The sequence below is a fragment of the Algoriphagus marincola DSM 16067 genome, from assembly GCF_000429405.1.
GTDB classification, from domain to species: domain Bacteria; phylum Bacteroidota; class Bacteroidia; order Cytophagales; family Cyclobacteriaceae; genus Algoriphagus; species Algoriphagus marincola.
Map to the genome: position 1 here is coordinate 381,642 of NZ_AUBU01000001.1, position 19,203 is coordinate 400,844.

Below are 19,203 nucleotides of genomic sequence, written 5' to 3' on the forward strand. Positions count from 1 at the left end.
TAATTTATTGATTATTAGAAAATTACCGAATGTCCCAAAATAACTTCATTGCCGGTGTCCCTTGGAGAAATCCAAGAGATCTTAAGACTCTGGTTGAAAATCGAACTACCTATACACTCGACAGTTGCGAGCTAAATATTTTTGAAACGCATCAGGAAGCTTCCGATGTCAATCTTGTTTTTGGGGATTTGGTCTTGACTACCATGCTGAAAGGCAAGAAGGTTATGCATTTATTTGACCGGCCTCGATTTGATTATTTGCCAGGGGAGTCTGTGATAGTTCCTCCCAATGAAGTGATGAAGATTGATTTTCCTGAAGCACAATGGGATAATCCCACTCAGTGTATTGCTTTATCAATTTCCAAGGAGATGATAGAAAACACCTTCAATATGCTGAATGAGCGCTTGCCGGATAAGGTGTTGTCTCAAGAATGGGGCTTGGACCTGAGTTATTTCCATTTGATTAATACACAAGATCTCTCTGAAATAATCAATCGTTTCATCAAAATTGGAGTAAAAGAGCGATCGAAAGAAAAGGATTTAATCGCCTCCCTTGCACTCAAAGAGCTTTTGATTCGATTAAATCAAACGCAAGCCCGTGAAATGCTTCAAAAGACTTACAAGGAGCTTTCATCTGGAAACAGGCTAGCACATGTCGTGGATTTTATCAAAAAAAATATTAGAGAGAATCTCACGCTGGAGCAATTGGCTTCCCAAGCCTGTATGAGTAAAGCACATTTTGTACGGACCTTTAAGCAAGAACTTGGACAGACCCCCGTGGAATTCATCCTTTCTGAAAGGCTCAAGCTAGCACGATACTATTTGCAGATTGGGGGATTTCAGGTGAAAGAAGTAGCAGTCATGTCTGGATTCAATTCTATCGGGTATTTCATTCGAGCGTTTAAGCAAGAATACGGTACCACTCCGAAATCTTTTCAAAAACAGTGATTATATTTTCTCCTGTATTTGGTTATTTGTCAGCAATTTTTGTATGTTTAAGAAATTTTGGTGATTCAAAATTTAGTCTTATTGCCCAATCGCCGAAGTTTATTTGGTTTTACTTAATCAACAATAGACCCATGAAAGAAGCCTGTTTTTAGAAACAGGCTTTCTTTTTTACTGAATATTGTATTTTATTTTGTTTGATTTATAAATACTGGTTTAAAATTCTACTCATTTTTTAAAATATTTTGCAGAAATAATAAATATAGGTGTATAAATACATCATGAATATTATTTTAATTTCTGAAGCTATTAATTCCCAAAACCAAAAAAACCTCTCCGAAAGCTCAGAGAGGTTTTATCATCAATTAACCCTTTAATCCAAAAAATCTTAGTCTTTTGGCAGATTTTTCTTAGCTAAATAAAAATCTACCATTTCATAGTCACTCGCTTCTCGCTCTTGCATTTCAGCTACAGTCTTTGGTGGAGGGACGATTGCTTTTTCTCCAGGGGTCCAGTTCAATGGAAGCGCAACTTTATGCTTGTCGGCCGTTTGCAAAGCAATCAATGCTCTTTTGATCTCATCCATATTTCTTCCCACATTGAGTGGATAGTACATGATCAACCTGATCTTTCCGGCAGGATCGATAAAGAAGACTGCACGAACTGCAGCAGTCTCGCTCTCACCAGGCTGAAGCATACCGTATAGCTTCGAAACACTCATGTCGATATCTGCGATGATCGGAAACTCGAAAAGGACGCCGGTATTCTTTTTTACATTATTCACCCACGCAATGTGGGCGTGGATGGAATCAATACTCAATCCCACCAATTTGGTCTGATGCTCATCAAAGAATTTTTGGTCCAATGCAAATCCACTCATTTCAGTAGTACAAACCGGCGTAAAATCCGCTGGGTGAGAGAATAGAATGGTCCAGCTGTCTTTGATATATTCGGAAAACTTCATTTTTCCGGTAGTGGTCATCGCTTCAAAATCAGGAGCTAAATCTCCTATTCTCGGCATAGTTGGAATTTGATTTTCTGTATCCATTATTAAATCGTTTTTGTTATTTGATAGAACAAATCTAACTCACTCCTTCCTCTCAGGACGTGACCTTGGTCACCTCAAGCCGCCTGATTTATTTTTTTTCTGATTGTCTTTTTCTATGTGCCATGCAGGATTTTCGATTTCGTTAGCGTAGATATAGCTCACTATTTTTTGTAGGTCTTCATTGGACACTGCGGGTTTTGGCATCAATCCAAAACGCTTGATTGGTCCTTTCATCAATGCCTTCTCCTCAGTTGGATTTTGGATGAATTCTATCATTGCTTTTTCAAAAGCAGCTTTTTCTGGATATGCTTCTAAGTAATGTTTTTTCATTCCCCAAAGTGGAGGAGCTATTATTTCATCATGAGACTTTGACTTGGGATTATGGCAGGCATAACAGTGTTTTTGAAGTAAAACCAAGCCTTCATCCGATATTAACTCTTCTCGAATGTCAATAGGAGAGCTGCGGAACTCTAAATAATTGGCCGGTACTTCTGGGGTATTGACCAGTAATTGTAGAAGAAATAGTATAGAGATCATAAATTAGTTGGGTTGACAAGTGGTGTTGCTAGAGTTTACAATGCGATCAAATTCTTCTATGGTGATATAGCTGGGGTTGTAGGTTACTCCTAGAGTAGTGGCTTGATTATAGAAGGCTCGCATGTGATTTTCTGAACCGCATTTGAGCTTTTCGTAAAGTTGAATCAACTCTGGCTTTTGAGTAGATGCAATAGCAAGTTGCAGGTCCAAAATATCCATATCCTCTATCAAAAGTCCGACTTTAGTAGCCTCCTCCAGTGAAATATCAACTTTGGATGTAAGCTCAGAATAAAGATTTTGAAGTGAGGTGTTGGTGAACTCTCCAAGTGAGATGCTTCCATCCAAAGGGTCTGACAGCTGATAAGCTCCCATTACTTGGAGGACGGAATTGATATGCTGGGTCTCGCTTCTGGATATATTTTGGAAAATCGAAACTCCATACTTTTCAAATGCATAAGTATATACATCGTGGGCCAGTTTTTCTTCCTCCCGAGTAAAGAGAAGATCAGATAATTCGGCTTCAGAAAGACTTGTTTTAACGGCAGGATTTATTTCTTCTTGGCATCCTACAATTGGCAGGATCAAAAAACCAAGGGCGTAGAGTAGCTTTTTCATTTCCTCTTTTTTTTAAGGTGAATGAAAATTCGCTATATCCTCAGCTAAAATCAGTGATATTTCTCACCTAGACTGATTCAATAGCTGCTCTCATCCAGCTTCACTTTCCCCCGATAAGTCCAATAAATAATAATAGTGTAGGAGGCGACAAAAGGAAGCCCAAAAGCTGCCAAAATAGCCATGGTCTTGAGTGTGTACCCCGAGGATGCAGCATTGTAAATGTCCAGATTAAATGCAGGGTCTAGATTGGACACCATTAGATTAGGGAAAATTCCAAGAGCAAAAAGCATCACGATCGCTGCAATCATGCTACCAGAAGAAATAAAGGCCCATCCCTCACGACCTTTGGCCATCATCCGTGGGATATTCATGATGGCAAGAATATTCAAAAGTACAATGGTCCAAGCAAAAACAGAGATTAAGGTCTGATGATTTTCTACCAACTCATGTTTGTTGCCCGGAAGCTCTATTTGTCCAAAAGAAAAATTGGCGATCATCTCCGGCTTGAGGTAAAGTGTAAATCCTGAAAAAACCAGGTAAAACACCACAAAAATCCAATAGTTGACTTTGATCCAGCCTTGGATTTGCTTCTGCAAATCTCCTTCGGTTTTCATATTTAGGTAGATGCCTCCGTGCAGTGCAAACATAGACAGGGAGAAAAAACCTGCCATCAGGGAGTAGGGATTGAGTAGGTCAAAGAAATTACCCTGATACTCCATATCACTTCCTATCGGAAAGCCAATCACCACATTGCCGATGGCTATTCCGAAAAGTAATGCTGCTACAATAGATCCAAGGCTGAATCCCCAATCCCAGAAATTTCGCCAGCGGGGATTTTCTTCTTTAGAGCGAAACTCGATGGAAACGGCCCGAAAAATCAAGGCAATGAGCAATAACATAAAGGGCAGATAAAAACCCGAAAATGCAGTCGCATATACATTTGGGAAGGCAGCAAACAAAGCCCCTCCTGCAGTGATCAGCCAAACTTCATTTCCATCCCAAACTGGGCCGATGGCATTCATCATAATTCGACGGTTGTAGTCTCCTTTGCTTCGCAAGTGAAGAATACCAACGCCCAGATCGAATCCATCCAAAATCGCATAACCGATTAACAGTACGCCAACAAGTATGTACCAAACAATATTGTAATCCATGATCAATGAGGTTTTAGAGCGTCCATTCGTTCTGATTTCTTTTTGTAGCCAGCTTCTACTGTTGCCACGTGGTCTGGGCCATGCTTGATCTCCCTGTCTAAGACGTAGAGCCAAACAAAGAATAAGAGAATGTAAACTAGGACGAAAAGAATTAATGATATCATGACTTCCGGTGCGGAAATAGATTTGGAGACTCCTTCACTTGTCCTCAGCAGCCCTTGCACAATCCACGGTTGGCGACCACGTTCAGCTGAGACCCAACCCAACTGATTGGCCAATACCGGGAGTGCTACGGCAGGAATGTAAAGTTTGATCAGCCAGGACCAACTAGGCGTAAAGAGCTTTTTCTTCCAAAGCAGGAACAAACTCAGTAAGGTCGCAGCGATAAATAGCATCCCTAATGCTACCATTAAGTGGTAACTCTGGAAAACTCCGTTTACTGCAGGCCAGTCTTCTTCGGGAAATTCTTCCAAGCCTTTGACTTCCCCCTCAAAATCTCCATGAATCAAGAAACTTAGCATTCCAGGAATAGCAATTCCTGAGGTCTCACGAGTTTCGGGATCAGTCCAGCCTATCAGATAAAGCGGAGCATTTGATTGGGTTTCGTAAAGTCCTTCAAAGGCGGCGAGCTTCGCAGGTTGCCATTCATTGACGATTTTGGCGTGTTCGTGGCCAACAAATGGCTGTGCCAAAGAGGCAATGGCTGCAAGCCCCAGTGCAATAGCGAAGGACTTTTTGGCAAATTCAACGTATTTATTTTTGATCAGGTAGTAAGCGGAGACACTCAAAACCAAAAAGGCTCCCTGAATCCAAGCTCCCAAGATCACATGCGTAAAACGTACCATGGCAGAAGGATTGAAGACCATTTCCCAGAAATCCGTAATCACTGCTCGCCGAATTCCATAATCCACGACGATTTCATAAGCTACAGGTGTTTGTTGCCAGCTATTGGCAACTACGATCCAGAAGCCGGATAACATACTACCTAGAGCCACCATGATGGTAGCAAAGAGGTGCATTCCCGGCTTTACCCGGTTCCAACCAAAAAGTAGAATAGCCAAGAAGCCTGACTCTAAGAAAAAGGCAAAAATCCCCTCAGCAGCCAATGGCGAACCGAAAATATCCCCGACAAATCTAGAATAGGTAGACCAATTGGTGCCAAACTCAAATTCCATCACGATTCCGGATGCTACCCCTACCGAAAAATTAGCTGCAAAAATCTTGATCCAAAATCGCGTGATTTTTTCATAGATCTTCTTTTTGGTGATTAAGTAAAGCGATTCATATATCACCAATAGCAGTCCCAGACCAATACTGAAAGGTGGGAAGATATAATGGAACATGATGGTGAAAGCAAACTGTATCCGCGAAAGCGTCTCTACATCCCAGGTCATGATACTTGTTTTTTAGATTTCTTGTAAATGAGAAAAGTCGTCACGATAAATACGAGTCCGACAATGATTTTTAAAAGTTTACCTCCATCAAAGCCTGCAATTTCACCTTCGAATGGAGGTATTTTTGAAATGATTCGGAAAAGTAACATAAGTCCTAGACCGAGGATAAAAAGTTGCTGAGCTTTGGATTTAATCATTTTCCAATTCGTTTTGAAGAAAACTTTCTCAAAAGTACCTTTCGTAAAATACAAAAAGGTGATTGATGTCACCTTTTCAATTAACAAAAAATTTCGTTTATGAAGAAGGAGATCGGTAATTATTTGAACTTCTGTTTTAAGGATTTTGAGCCGGAATTGAAAGAGGAAATTCTCGACTGTGCGGACTTGCTGGTACTTCCTGCCGATGATTTGATGATGGATATTGGCCAAAAAGTGGAGGTTATTCCTTTGATCGTTTCAGGTCAGGTCAAGGTATTTCGCGAAGATGAGGATGATCATGAATTATTTATGTACTACCTCGGCCCGGGAGAGGCTTGTGCCATTACCATGATCTGTTCCGCTCGTGAAGGCTATTCAAAAATAAAGGCTATTCCAGAAGAAGAGACTACCGTTATTTCTGTACCTATCTCTAAGCTCGACGAGTGGATGCCAAAGTACAAGTCGTGGTACTATTTTGTGATGGATACCTATCAGGATCGATTTGAAGAGTTACTGAAAGTGGTGGACGGGATTGCTTTTCATCGCATGGATGAGCGATTAATCGAGTACTTGGAGAAAAATGCCGAAGCCAGCCAAAGCAACTCCATTCACAAAACCCATCAGCAAATTGCACAGGAGCTGAACTCCAGCAGAGAGGTCATTACTCGTTTGCTCAAAAAACTGGAGCAGCGGGGAGTAGTGAAGGTGAATCGAAATCAGATACAACTGATCAGCTGACCAAATCCAAGGCCTTTAAAAGGGCCTTTTTTCTTTTTTCAAAGTTGAAATGCTTAGCAATTCGTTGAATAGCTTTACCGGAAATTAGAGTCAAATCCTGAGCCGAAAGTTTAAGAATTTGACTTTCAAGCAAGGTCAAATCTTTTTTTATCAATACCACTCCCGCATCCCCTATAATCTCCGGAATCGCACCAACTGCCGAACCAATCGGAATGCAGCCGCAAGCCATAGCTTCTCCAAGGGCATTTGGGAAGCCTTCGGAAGTCGAGAGCTGGAGGTAGAACTGGTGGGAGTTGTAGAGTTCCAGAAGTTCTTTTGGATGCATTTTTTCCAAAACCTGTACGTTTGGATTAAGTGAGAAGTATTCGGAGTCACCTACCAAAGTGAAGGTCCAATTGGGATGAATGCTGGCTAATTTCTCAATTAAATCATAGCCTTTGACAATTGCTCTTGAGGGATTTGATGTTCCAGTGGCGACAGAAATAAAGCTGAAAGACTTCCGGGCTTTGCCCAAATCTTTCCAAAAATCGGTATCAAAGCCATTGGGAATGACTTCAATTGGAGTGGTCAAATCAGGGATTAAATTTAAAAGCCCCTGTTTGGAGGAGATTCTCGAATCGTAGAAATAGTCCTGCTTCACTAAAGCCTCAGCGACAGGTAATATCAGGGAGCAATTCTTAAAAGAGTAAACGGTAGCATTCCGTAGCCATTTCTTCCGGAAGTTTCCATAGCCGATTTCGGGCATATTGATGCAGTCTGTGCCTCCGGCTTGGATGGTGCATTTTTTTCCAAATACTTTCCCAAACCAAACTGGCAATACACTATGATATCCTCCAAAGAAACAGAGGTATTGACTGGTGTGGGGCAAAAACCAAAGTAGTTGGAAAAACTGGAGAATAAAGTAGAAAGGAAGTTTGATTGGGCTTTGGGTAAACTCCAAAGGCTTGATCTCAGCCACCGGTTGGATCATTTCCAGGTCACGGTCGATAAATGCTGTGCGGACGGGGAAGGTATAGAGGATCATTTTTCCTCCAATAGTTTTTTGACTTCTTCTTTCAAAAGAGGAAAATGATCCCTAATAGTTCTGGTAATTATTATATACGAAACGGACTCATATTCATGAGCAATATAGTTTCTAGCCCCAATTATCTCATTTGCTTCAGAGATTGGGATCTTTGGATCGAGTTTGATCAATCTTTTAGTCGCTTCCCCAATTATTTCAAGATTTCGCTCAACTGCCCTGAGCGTTTTCCGATCTCCATTTAGGTGTTCGATTGTGATTTCTTTTCCATCAAAAAAGGATTCGATTTCATCAATACAGATCAAAATATCAAAAAGGTATTTTTTAATTTTTCGACTCATACAAAAGAGATTTGGTTTCGTCGATTTCTTCTTTAAAGTAAGGGTTGCTAACTGACCTGTATTCTATAAGGTCAACTTCTCTATTAAAAAGTGTTTCCAGTCCCTCTTTAAGGGTGAAAAAATTGGTTACATACCTATCAATATTTTGAATATGGAATTCCACCAAAAAATCCACATCACTTTCTTCATTAAATGCACTGGAAAGCACCGAACCGAAGGCATAAAGCTTTGCTACTTTGTGCTTTTCACAAAGGGAGTTTATTGCTTCACGATTTACCTCAAGTATGTTCATAAATCAAAGATAGTCTTATTCCCATTAAACTAAAAAAGGCTCAACTTCTTAAAATTGAGCCCTTGATTTACTTGATCTAGTTTTAAACCACCAAGTTTACAATCTTTCCTGGAACCACTATCACCTTCTTAGGCGCTTTGCCTTCTAGCCATTTTTGAACGTTGGAGTCAGCCAATGCTGCATTTTCGATCTCATCCTTTCCTAGATCTAGAGGAAGTGAAATTTTCGAACGCATCTTACCATTGATCATGACCGGATATTCAAAATTGCTTTCAACAAGATACTCTTCCTTGAACTCAGGGAATCTCGTAGTGGTGATCGAGCCTGAATGCCCCAGCAAAGACCAAAGTTCCTCGGCGATATGAGGTGCATATGGAGAAATCAAAATCGCCAATGGCTCTAGAACTTCCCGTTTGTTGCATTTCAAAGAGGTCAACTCATTGACGCAAATCATAAAGCTGGACACAGAGGTGTTGAAGGAGTAATTCTCCATGTCTTCTTCCATCTTTTTGATGGCTTTGTGAAGGGCTTTTAGCTCCTCTTTAGTCGCTTTTTCATCGGAAACAGCAAATTCTCCATTGCCATCATGGTGGAGGTTCCAAAGTTTTCTCAAAAACTTAAATACCCCATCAATTCCATTTGTATTCCAGGGTTTGAATTGCTCCAAAGGACCCAAGAACATCTCATAAAGTCTTAGGGTGTCAGCCCCATAGCGCTCGATGATGTCGTCCGGATTGACGACGTTGTACTTGGATTTAGACATTTTTTCTACTTCGGCTCCGCAGATGTATTTACCGTCCTCTAGGATAAATTTTGCATCAGCCAAATCCGGTCTCCAAGCTTTGAATTTATCTAAGTCAAGCTGATCATTGTAAACGATGTTTACATCTACATGAATTTCTGAAACCTGGATAATTTTTAATGGTTCGAATTCTATTTCAGAATTAAACTTTTTAAAAGTTGAATTCACCAAATCTAGAATTTCCGCTTTTTCTTCTTCTGATATAGTTTGGTGAATTACTTTATCCCTTTTACCCTTTGAAATAAAAACTTGAGGCCATTTAATCTCAATATTTTCATCATCTGTGTGGACAATTATTTTAGGGAAAACTCGATACACAAAATTGGACCTTCCCTGAATCATCCCTTGGTTGATCATCTTTTGGAAAGGCTCATCGATGCTCACTACTCCGATATCATACAAAAACTTGGTCCAGAATCGGGAATAGAGCAAGTGTCCTGTAGCATGTTCGGAACCTCCGATATATAGATCCACGGCTCCCCAGTAGTCAGTTTTGGCTTTATCTGCGAAAACTTCCTCATTTTTCGGATCCATGTAGCGGAAGAAATACCAGCTGGAACCTGCCCAACCTGGCATGGTGGATAGTTCCAAAGGATATTCTCCGTCAGCCGTTTTGTAGGTCCAGTCTTTAGCTCTACCAAGTGGTGGCTCACCATCCTCGGTAGGCAAATATTTATCTACCTCAGGAAGTACCAAAGGCAAGTCTTTCTCCTCAATCAAATAAGGCAAGCCATCCTTGAAATAAACCGGTAATGGTTCGCCCCAGTATCGCTGACGAGTGAAAATTGCATCCCGCATTCGGTACTGAATCTTACCTTTTCCAATTCCTTTTTCTTCCAAAAACTCAATGGCTTTTTCCATGGCTTCTTTCATATAGAGTCCTGAAAGAAAGCCTGAATTAATGATCAATCCTCCTTTGCCGGGGAAAGAACCGTTTTCCATCGAGCCTTCGATGACCTGGCGGATTTCCAATCCGAAATGCTTCGCAAAGTTGTAGTCCCGCTCATCATGTGCAGGTACGGCCATTACGGCACCAGTTCCATAACCCGCCAAAACATAATCTGCTACCCAAATTTGGATTTCTTCACTGTTGAATGGATTGATGGCATAGGAACCTGTAAAAGCTCCGGAAATGGTTTTGACATCACTCATGCGCTCACGCTCTGAGCGGTTTTTGGCGACCTCGATATAAGCTTCTGCAGTTTCCCGCTGATCCTCCGTGATAAGTTCAGCAGCCAGATCAGATTCCGGTGCCAAAGCCAAATAGGTGACCCCATAAATCGTATCCACACGGGTGGTGAAAACCTTTATTTTTTTATCCGAATCTTTGACCTGAAAGACCATTTCTGCACCAATGGACTTCCCGATCCAGTTTCTTTGCATTTCTTTGATCGGTTCGGACCAGTCTACTTTGTCCAAGCCTTTCAACAATCTATCAGCATAAGCAGTGATTCGCATGGACCACTGCATCATTTTCTTTCGCTCTACAGGATGTCCACCTCTTTCCGAAAAGCCATCCTTCACCTCGTCATTAGAAAGGACAGTTCCCAAGGCAGGACACCAATTGACGGTCGTTTCAGCTAGGAAAGTCAATCGATACCTGAGGAGCATTTCCTGCTTTTCTTTTTCCGAAAAGCCATTCCAGTCCGAGCTGCTAAAAGATGGTGTTTCCTCATCGCAGACAGCTTTTACTGAAGCATTACCTTCTTTTTCAAATCGGGAAACCAAGGAATCAATGGAAACTGCTTTGTCTGCATCCAAATCATAATAGCTATTAAAAAGCTGCATGAAAATCCACTGTGTCCATTTATAATAAGATGGGTCAGAAGTACGGACTTCCCGATCCCAATCGAAGGCAAAGCCGATATTCTTTAGCTGCTCTGTGTAGCGGGCGATGTTTTGCTCAGTAGTGATAGCGGGATGCTGTCCAGTCTGAATGGCATATTGCTCTGCGGGCAATCCAAAGGAATCGTAACCCATTGGGTGAAGGACATTGAATCCTTTGAGCATTTTAAACCTGGAGACAATGTCAGAAGCAATATATCCGAGTGGATGGCCAACGTGCAAACCTGCACCGGATGGATAAGGAAACATGTCCAGAGAATAAAACTTAGGACGATTAGGGTCCACCTCTGCTTTGAAGGTTCCCTTTTTTTTCCAGTATCCTTGCCACTTTTGCTCGATATCCCTGAACTTGTAATCCGCCATGATTATGTTTTCTTGAAATTTTAGCTAAACGCCTGCAAAAATAGAAAAATAAGGCGGCTTTGGTAGGCAAATTTCCAAAACCTCTGAATACTCATATTTTCCCATTGGTCAATTTTTTGTCTTAGTTTTTATGCTTTTCTGTAAATTCCAAAAAATCAACCACCAACACACATGCGAAAATCAATCGGAATCGGGTTCCTCATGCTACTAGGGAGTAGTTTGGGAAGCCTAGCACAGCAAAAATTCTCACCCAAAAAAATCCAAGCACTCAAAGAAGAAGCGGCACAAATCGTAGAAGCCAATCACAAACAAAGTCAAGTGATGGTGGACAAGATCTTTTCCTTTGCAGAACTGGGCTTTCAGGAAGTAGAATCCTCCAAATACTTAACGGGAATTTTGGAGCAAAATGGCTTTACCATTGAAACTGGAATATCGGGAATCCCCACAGCTTGGTGGGCAACTTGGTCCAATGGAGAAGGCCCGGTGATTGCCTTGGGCTCCGATGTGGATAATATCCCAAAAGCATCACAATATCCCGGAGTAGCCTATCACAAGCCTATGGTTGAGGGTGCACCCGGTCATGGAGAAGGTCACAATGCCGGAATTCCCTTGAATATCACAGCAGCTCTGGCTGTCAAGCAAATCATGGAGCGGGAAAATATAGGTGGAACCCTAATCCTTTGGCCAGGTATCGCCGAAGAGTTGGTAGCGGCGAAAGCTTGGTACACGAGAGATGGTCTCTTTGATGGAGTAGATCTCTGTATTTTTACCCATGTGGCCAATAACCTCGGGGTAAGTTGGGGTCAGGCGAATGGAACTGGCTTGATTTCGGTAGAATATAGTTTCGAAGGCGAAGCAGCACATGGAGCAGGAGCGCCCTGGAGAGGCAGATCAGCAGCTGATGCTGTGGAACTGATGAATATCGGATGGAATTATAAAAGAGAGCATCTCCATCCACTTAAGCGCTCACACTCTGTCATCACCGACGGAGGTGATCAGCCCAATGTGGTTCCTTCCAAAGCCTCAATCTGGTACTATTTCCGAGATGTGAAGTACGACGGTATCATGGAAATGTATGAGCAGGCGACTAATATCGCAAAGGGTGCAGCCTTGATGACCGAAACTGAAATGAGCTATAAAGTGCTAGGAACCGCTTGGCCGCGACACTTTAATAAAGTGATAGCTGAGGCGATGTATGAAAATATTCAAAAAGTAGGCCTCCCCGAATGGGATGAAAAGGATCAAACTCTAGCCAAAGCAGTTCAAAAGGAAATGGGTTCGGAAGAAAGTGGGCTTGCAACCGAATTAAGTGAATTAGGGAAACCGTCTAAAGAAATAAGAAGTGGGGGTTCGGATGATATTGGGGATGTATCTTGGGTGGTGCCTACGGTAACTTTGAGGTTTCCATCCAACATTCCAGGACTTCCCGGCCACCACTGGGCGAATGCAATTGCTATGGCCACCCCGATTGCCCATAAAGGGGTAACTGCCGGTGCCAAAGCCGAGGCAATGACCATTTTGGACTTTTTGCTTCAGCCCGAACTAGTTGATCAGGCATGGGATTATTTTAATAATGTACAGACTAAGGAGGAAACTTATAAACCTATGATTACAGCTGATGATGCACCTCCTATTTATTTGAATGAGGGGATTATGAAGCAGTTCCGTCCTCAGCTTGAAAAATTCTATTACGACGAGACGAAGTATGATTCCTATTTGGAGCAGCTAGGTGTGACGTATCCGACGATTAAAAAGTAATGTGAAAAAGTTGTAAAGTGGAAAGGTTAAAAGTCGCAAGGTTAGGCAGCTCAACCTTCCAACTTTTCTACTTTGCAACCTTTCAACTTTCATCCTACCTTTGCACCTTCATTCAGCGGTGGAATCACCCGCTTTACCAAAAATTCACAATGACTACCCAAGAACTCATAGCCGAAGGGCTGCAGCTTCCAGTCATGGAGGCGTTTTATACTATACAAGGAGAAGGTAAATTCACTGGACACCCCGCTTATTTTATCCGACTAGGAGGCTGTGACGTGGGTTGCGTTTGGTGTGATGTCAAAGAATCCTGGGAAGCTGGAAAATGGCCGGTTTTGTCCATAGAAAAAATCGTAGATGGAGCTTGCGCATTCCCTGGACGACTGGTGGTCGTCACAGGTGGTGAACCTTTGATGTACAATCTGAATCCTTTGACCAAACTTTTAAAGGAAAAAGGGTTCACTACTAATATCGAAACATCTGGAGCTCATCCCTATTCAGGAGATTTTGACTGGGTTTGTTTTTCACCAAAAAAATTCAAAAAACCTCATCCCTCGATCTACATTGAAGCGGATGAACTGAAGGTGGTTGTTTTTCATCCAAGTGATTTTGCTTTCGCAGAGAAACACGCAGAATTGGTCAGAAAGGATTGTGAACTGCGTCTTCAACCCGAGTGGAGTAAGGCCGAAAAATTCACTCCTGAGATCATAAACTATGTGAAAAATCATCCAACTTGGAATATTTCGCTGCAAACCCATAAATTTATGGACATTCCTTAAGTCCATGCGCCCTCTTCTTATCCTTTTTGCAATGTTTATGATTAATGCTACTGCCTTTGGTCAGGAGTTTTCAATCATTGACGGAAGAGCGATTAAGTTTTACAAAGAGGGAGAGCAATTGATCACTGAGCGAAAGTACTCAGAAGCCGTAGCTCGCTTTCAGGATGCCATCAATCGGGAAGGATCTTTTTTGGAGGCTTATGTCAAGCTTTCTCAACTCTATATTACACTAGGAGATATAGATCTTGCCGAAGAAACAGCAGCTAGGGGTAAGAGTAGGCTTTCTGGGAAAAACGCCAAACCAAAGCATGCTGCCGATATCGGTTGGGTCTATTCAAACATTTATTTGAAGAAAGGTGAGTTTCAAAAAGCCTACGATCAATTCACAGAGATTGATCCCCTTTTGGATGATGCATTCCGGTCTCATATGTACTACAAGGAAATAAAGGCCCAGATGGAATTTCTCAAAGGGCAACTCGGGAAAGAAATGTCCATTGGCAAAGAGATGCTTTCAGATCCGTTGAATCGGTTTAAGCTGCAATATTTCCCTGTGCTCACTGCCGATGGGATGCAAATTTTATTTACCAAGCGAGACGGAACTGGCAATTTTGACAAGGAAGATATTTTTACCTCTTTTTTGGATGAAAGTGGAGAGTGGTCCCTACCAGTAGGAATTTCAGATAATATCAACTCAGGCTTCAATGAAGGGACTTGCTCGGTCACTGCCGATGGAAATATATTGATTTACACTTCCTGTGATGCGCCAGACTCTCAGGGAAGCTGTGATTTATATGTGGCCTACAAAGTCAATGATCGATGGCAGCGTCCTCAAAACATGGGTAAAAATGTCAATTCCCGATCCTGGGACTCTCAACCTTCCCTTTCGGCTGATGGCCGGGTCTTGTTTTTTTCTTCGAATAGGAGAGGAGGCTTTGGAGGAAATGATATTTGGTACTCGGTAAGAATGAGCGATGGTTCTTGGTCGGAGGCCAAAAATCTAGGGGATGTGATTAATACCCCTAAAGATGAGATATCGCCTTTTATGTTTTTTAATAATGAGATCCTATTCTTTGCATCCAATGGCCATCAAGGATTTGGAGGGATGGATATTTTTCTTTCGAGAGTAAAGGATGGAGAATTTTCAGAGCCAGAAAATCTTGGTTTACCCATCAACGATCAATTGGAGCAAGTTGCCTTGTTTATTACGGCTCAGAAAGACTATGCCTACTTTACAGAGTTGACTTCAAAAGAAAGTGATAATGACAGGGCATTGCTTTACCGCTTTAATTTCCCAAAAGAGATTTATCTGGGTGATAATCTCACCGTAACGGGCGGAAAAGTCTTTAATTCCAAAACCGGCGAGCCTATCGATGCGACTTTGTCTTTGGTCTCCTTGACTAATGACAGTACGCTTTATGAGTTTCGCGCTGATGGAAAAACCGGGGAATTCATGATGCTATATCCTGAGAAGTCTATTTCAGGTCTTTATGTTGAAAAAAAGGGCTATTTGCCCAAAATATATAATGTGCAGCGAGATAGTCTTCAGAATGTAGAGGATATGGAAATTTCCCTCACACCGGTCCAATCAGGAGAAGAGTTTGTTTTCGAAAACATATTTTTTGACTTCGATAAATTTGATCTCAAACCCGAATCTTTGAGTTCATTGCGTCGATTGGTAAAGTTTTTAGATGAGAACCCTAATGTGAATATTATGATCACGGGGCACACGGATAATGTCGGAAGCTCCGCATATAATCAGAAGCTAAGTTTGCAAAGGGCAGAGAGTGTTCGAGATTATCTTGTAGAGCATGGTGTATTGTCAGGAAGGGCGATGGTAGAGGGAAAAGGTGACCGTGAGCCGATGGTTCCAAATACCAATTCAAAAAATCAGGCACTAAACCGTAGGATTACCATACGGATTCTATAGTTTTCTTACGAGCTGTTCCTAGAATTTTATTTTGTAATAAATAAAAAAACCTATTTTACATTTTTAGAGTATTAAAATACATTTTTAAAAGTTTTATAAAAGTGTATAAAAACATGAGTAAAAAGATATAATTACCAATATTTTATAATAAAATTCTGTAAAATAATTCTTTTGAAGAATAAAGAATTGATAAGCTAGTTTTTCAAAGATTTTTTAAACTTTTTTAGCAGGCTGATTTGGGAAATTAACTTTTGTTAACATAAGGATAACAAAAACAATATTTTGATCATCTGCTAATATAAACGATAATTAAAAATTTTATTCTGTTTTAAGGGGTCTTGACCATATTTACCATTGGTCTTTTTAATAAAACAATTATGATTTTTCTAAGTAATGCTCTTGGGATATTCAAAGATATCGAATATCATTGAGTCTATTTTAAACCATAATCAAACCAAATATGAGGAAAGTTTTACTTCTAGGACTCATGCTATTCTTGGGCAGCGCCGTGGTGTTTGCTCAAAATCGCGTGATCACTGGTACGGTTACCTCTTCGGAGGATAACTTAGGAGTACCAGGTGCGACTGTTCTGGTAAAGGGAACGACAATCGGTACAGCTACCGATTTAGATGGTAATTTCTCCATCTCCGTCCCTGCCGGAAGCAATGTATTGGTCTTTAGCTTTGTAGGCTTAAGGCAACAGGAAGTGACCATCGGAAACCAAACCACTATCAATGTGGTGATGGATCCAGATGTTCAGGCCCTATCAGAGTTTGTGATCACCTCTTATGGTGACCAATCTAAAAGAGAAATTACCGGTGCGATTGCCTCTGTAAAAGGAGAAGTGTTCGAAAACCTTCCGGTACAATCATTTGACCGTGCGATGCAAGGTCGTATCGCTGGTGTACAGGTAACATCTACTTCTGGAGCTCCAGGTAGTACACTTAACGTACGTATTCGTGGTGTAGGATCAGTTAACGCTGGTAATGAGCCGCTTTACATCGTTGATGGTGTGCAATTAGGAACTGGTTCACTTTCAGGACAAGGATCTCAAAATGCATTGGCATCTATCAACCCAAATGACATTGAGTCTATTGAGGTATTAAAGGATGCAGCAGCAGCTTCTATTTATGGAGCTCAAGCAGCAAACGGTGTAGTTTTGATTACTACCAAAAAAGGTAAAAGAGGAACTACACAAACCAAAGTAACTGTACAGGAAGGTATTGTACAGCCATTGAACCTTTATGAAGTAATGGATGCAAGACAACTTGCAGGTATCAAGAGACAAGCATTTATTAATGCTGGTTTGAATCCTGCTAGTGCAGCTGCTACTTTCGGTGATCCTGAGGATCCAAACTTGGAATCTTATGACTGGGTAGACGAATTGTATAGAAATGCTCGTCTGTCTGTTTATGATCTTGCTGTTTCAGGTGGGGACGAAAAAACTCAATTCTATCTTTCTGGTTCATACACTGATCAAGAAGGACAAATTATCCAGTCTGACTATCAAAGAGCAACCGGTCGTTTGAATGTGACTCACAGACCTAACAAGAAGTTGACAATCGCAGCAAACTTGTCTTTGGCCTACCAGAGAACATTCGGTACGATTGCCAATGGTAACTTCGTAAACGGCCCATTCTCTGCTGGTTTCACCATGCGTCCAAATGTTCCGATTTACAATGAAGATGGGTCTTTCAAAGCTGATTACCCTTCAAACCACAATTTCGGATATAACATCGTTCAAGGTGTTTATGAAGAGTTGAGAAGAGGTACTTCCGTTCAAACGGTTTCTAATTTGCAGTTGAATTATCAATTTACTCCATGGTTATCTTGGACTTCATACTTTGGTGTTGATTTCTCTGATAACCGAGACGAAAATAACCGTCCGTCTACTATTCCTGTATTTTCCTCTTTTGGGGGTCAGTCATTCTATGCTGATAGAAGGAATAACAATTTCAATACAAACCATAATCTGAACTTCAACAAAAAGTTCAATGATGTTCACACAGTTTCAGGTTTGTTGGGTTATGAGTACAAAGGATTCCAAACTGAAGAGACTACGGCTACTGGTCGTGGATTTGCTAATCCTACCTTGAGATATCTACAAAATGCTGCAACTCCATTTGGAGTAGGTGGCTTCTTTACTGAATTTAAGCGGGTAGGTTTCTTTGGTCAGGTTAAGTATGACTACGATGACAGATATACCGCTGACTTCACTGTTCGTAGAGATGGACATTCCCGATTCGGTGCTCAAAATCAGTGGGGTACTTTCGGTGCGGCTTCTGTCGGATGGAGAATTTCATCTGAAGGCTTCATGCAAGATTTGACTTGGTTGGATAACTTGAGACTACGTGCATCTTATGGTGTGACCGGTAACTCTAACATTGCCAACTTTGCATCCAGAACACTTGTAGGAAATACTGGACAGTATCTAGGATTTGGTACCTTAGGACTTTCTCAGTTGGGTAATGACTTGTTGACTTGGGAAGAGTCAGTTACTACAAATATTGGTTTGGATTGGACCTTATTCAATGGTCGAATCATTGGTACAGTTGACTTCTGGAGAAGAGATTCTGAAGCCCTTCTATTTAATACGCCACTTCCAATTGACTCTGGATTTGGAGGAATTACCAGAAACACTGGTAAGTTGAGAAACCAAGGTATCGATATTGACTTGCAGACTGTAAACGTCGTTGCAGGTAAGTTCCAGTGGAGTACTGCATTCAACATTACTTTCTTGGAAAACGAATTGCTTGAACTTTATGATGGATTGGATCGAATAGGTAACAATTTGATTGTAGGTCGTCCAATTTCGTTCTGGTATACACATCAATATCTAGGTGTAAACCCTGCAAATGGTCGTGCCATGTATGATGATGGAAATGGTGGATACACTTACATTGTAGGTGAGTCTACTTTAGGATACAGAGGAAGTGGATTCCCAGGTAGCTACGGTGGTTTGGCAAATACCTTCTCTTACGGTCCGCTTTCATTGGAAGTATTCTTCCAGGGACAGTTTGGAAACTTGGCAGGTAACCAAGATATGTTCAATCTTGAAGACTGGGGAGCTTCTCAGGGTAACTTGAGAGTTAATCAATTGGATTACTGGAGACAGCCAGGTGATATCACTACAGTTGGTCGTCCTTATGAGGGTGGTCAGGCTCCAGGTGAGTCTAATATCGACACCTTCTCTACTCGATTCTTGAGTGATGGTAGTTATGTAAGATTGAAGCAAGTAACATTGAACTATGTACTTCCTTCTTCTGCAGCCCAGAAAATCGGTATGCAAGGTTTGAGTGCATTCGTTCAAGGTTTGAACTTGGCGACATTTACCAAGTATACAGGACAAGATCCTGAAGTAGTAGGTATTGCTGAAAACGTATCAATCGGACGTTTCCCTAATGCTAGACAATTTTCGGCAGGTGTAACGCTAACCTTCTAATTCGAAATC

The 19,203-nt window shown here is 41.3% G+C and carries 16 protein-coding genes; 6 read left to right on the top strand and 10 right to left on the bottom strand.

Annotated features, from left to right (window positions below; translation table 11 throughout):
• The first annotated feature begins 29 nt into the window (after positions 1–29).
• On the top strand, positions 30–947 hold the full coding sequence (locus G457_RS0101790; RefSeq protein ID WP_026944947.1) for an AraC family transcriptional regulator: 918 nt from the start codon (positions 30–32) through the stop codon (positions 945–947).
• 385 nt (positions 948–1,332) lie between these two features.
• Here G457_RS0101790 and G457_RS0101795 read toward each other — a convergent pair whose 3' ends face one another.
• The 6 genes from G457_RS0101795 to G457_RS0101820 all read right to left on the bottom strand — a co-directional run bounded on the left by G457_RS0101795 (position 1,333) and on the right by G457_RS0101820 (position 5,889).
• On the bottom strand, positions 1,333–1,992 hold the full coding sequence (locus G457_RS0101795) for a peroxiredoxin (RefSeq protein WP_026944948.1): 660 nt from the start codon (positions 1,990–1,992) through the stop codon (positions 1,333–1,335).
• Positions 1,993–2,061: 69 nt separating this feature from the next.
• A complete protein-coding gene (locus G457_RS0101800; protein WP_026944949.1) occupies positions 2,062–2,529 on the bottom strand; it encodes a c-type cytochrome in 468 nt (155 codons plus the stop codon).
• A 3-nt stretch (positions 2,530–2,532) separates the two neighbouring features.
• The gene (locus G457_RS20865) at positions 2,533–3,144 is read right to left on the bottom strand and encodes a DUF2202 domain-containing protein (RefSeq protein ID WP_035482931.1); all 612 of its coding nucleotides are present in this window, start codon (positions 3,142–3,144) and stop codon (positions 2,533–2,535) included.
• Between the two features lie 77 nt (positions 3,145–3,221).
• Positions 3,222–4,298, bottom strand: a complete 1,077-nt coding sequence (gene cydB / locus G457_RS0101810; RefSeq protein WP_026944950.1) for a cytochrome d ubiquinol oxidase subunit II — start codon at positions 4,296–4,298, stop codon at positions 3,222–3,224.
• Positions 4,299–4,300: 2 nt separating this feature from the next.
• Positions 4,301–5,692 carry a cytochrome ubiquinol oxidase subunit I gene (locus G457_RS0101815; protein WP_026944951.1) on the bottom strand — a complete coding sequence of 464 codons (1,392 nt, stop codon included), beginning with the start codon at positions 5,690–5,692 and terminating at the stop codon, positions 4,301–4,303.
• A complete protein-coding gene (locus G457_RS0101820) occupies positions 5,689–5,889 on the bottom strand; it encodes a hypothetical protein (RefSeq protein WP_134200772.1) in 201 nt (66 codons plus the stop codon). Before G457_RS0101820 ends, G457_RS0101815 begins: the two co-directional genes overlap by 4 nt.
• Before the next feature lie 99 nt (positions 5,890–5,988).
• Here G457_RS0101820 and G457_RS0101825 point away from each other — a divergent pair, with 99 nt between their 5' ends.
• A complete protein-coding gene (locus tag G457_RS0101825) occupies positions 5,989–6,627 on the top strand; it encodes a Crp/Fnr family transcriptional regulator (RefSeq protein ID WP_035482935.1) in 639 nt (212 codons plus the stop codon).
• On the opposite strand, the gene G457_RS0101830 is transcribed toward G457_RS0101825, so the two are convergent.
• The 4 genes from G457_RS0101830 to G457_RS0101845 form a co-directional block, all read right to left on the bottom strand.
• Entirely contained in the window at positions 6,620–7,651 is a 1,032-nt protein-coding gene (locus G457_RS0101830) for a glycosyltransferase family 4 protein (protein ID WP_026944954.1), read from the bottom strand. The genes G457_RS0101825 and G457_RS0101830 overlap by 8 nt on opposite strands.
• Positions 7,648–7,989 carry a HepT-like ribonuclease domain-containing protein gene (locus tag G457_RS0101835; protein ID WP_026944955.1) on the bottom strand — a complete coding sequence of 114 codons (342 nt, stop codon included), beginning with the start codon at positions 7,987–7,989 and terminating at the stop codon, positions 7,648–7,650. The genes G457_RS0101830 and G457_RS0101835 overlap by 4 nt, the downstream gene beginning before the upstream one ends.
• A complete protein-coding gene (locus tag G457_RS0101840; RefSeq protein WP_026944956.1) occupies positions 7,973–8,281 on the bottom strand; it encodes a nucleotidyltransferase family protein in 309 nt (102 codons plus the stop codon). Before G457_RS0101840 ends, G457_RS0101835 begins: the two co-directional genes overlap by 17 nt.
• Before the next feature lie 82 nt (positions 8,282–8,363).
• Positions 8,364–11,291, bottom strand: coding sequence for a leucine--tRNA ligase (locus tag G457_RS0101845; RefSeq protein WP_026944957.1), 2,928 nt, complete (start codon positions 11,289–11,291; stop codon positions 8,364–8,366).
• A gap of 171 nt (positions 11,292–11,462) precedes the next feature.
• Between G457_RS0101845 and G457_RS0101850 the strand changes: the two genes are divergently transcribed.
• The 4 genes from G457_RS0101850 (at position 11,463) to G457_RS0101865 (ending at position 19,194) form a co-directional block, all read left to right on the top strand.
• Complete coding sequence (locus G457_RS0101850) at positions 11,463–13,049, top strand: amidohydrolase (protein ID WP_026944958.1); 1,587 nt, start codon at positions 11,463–11,465, stop codon at positions 13,047–13,049.
• A 149-nt stretch (positions 13,050–13,198) separates the two neighbouring features.
• On the top strand, positions 13,199–13,825 hold the full coding sequence (locus tag G457_RS0101855) for a 7-carboxy-7-deazaguanine synthase QueE (protein ID WP_026944959.1): 627 nt from the start codon (positions 13,199–13,201) through the stop codon (positions 13,823–13,825).
• 4 nt (positions 13,826–13,829) lie between these two features.
• Positions 13,830–15,752 (top strand): OmpA family protein, encoded by a 1,923-nt coding sequence (locus G457_RS0101860; protein ID WP_026944960.1) that lies wholly within the window; start codon positions 13,830–13,832, stop codon positions 15,750–15,752.
• A gap of 460 nt (positions 15,753–16,212) precedes the next feature.
• Positions 16,213–19,194, top strand: coding sequence for a SusC/RagA family TonB-linked outer membrane protein (locus G457_RS0101865; RefSeq protein WP_026944961.1), 2,982 nt, complete (start codon positions 16,213–16,215; stop codon positions 19,192–19,194).
• The last annotated feature ends 9 nt before the right edge of the window (positions 19,195–19,203 follow it).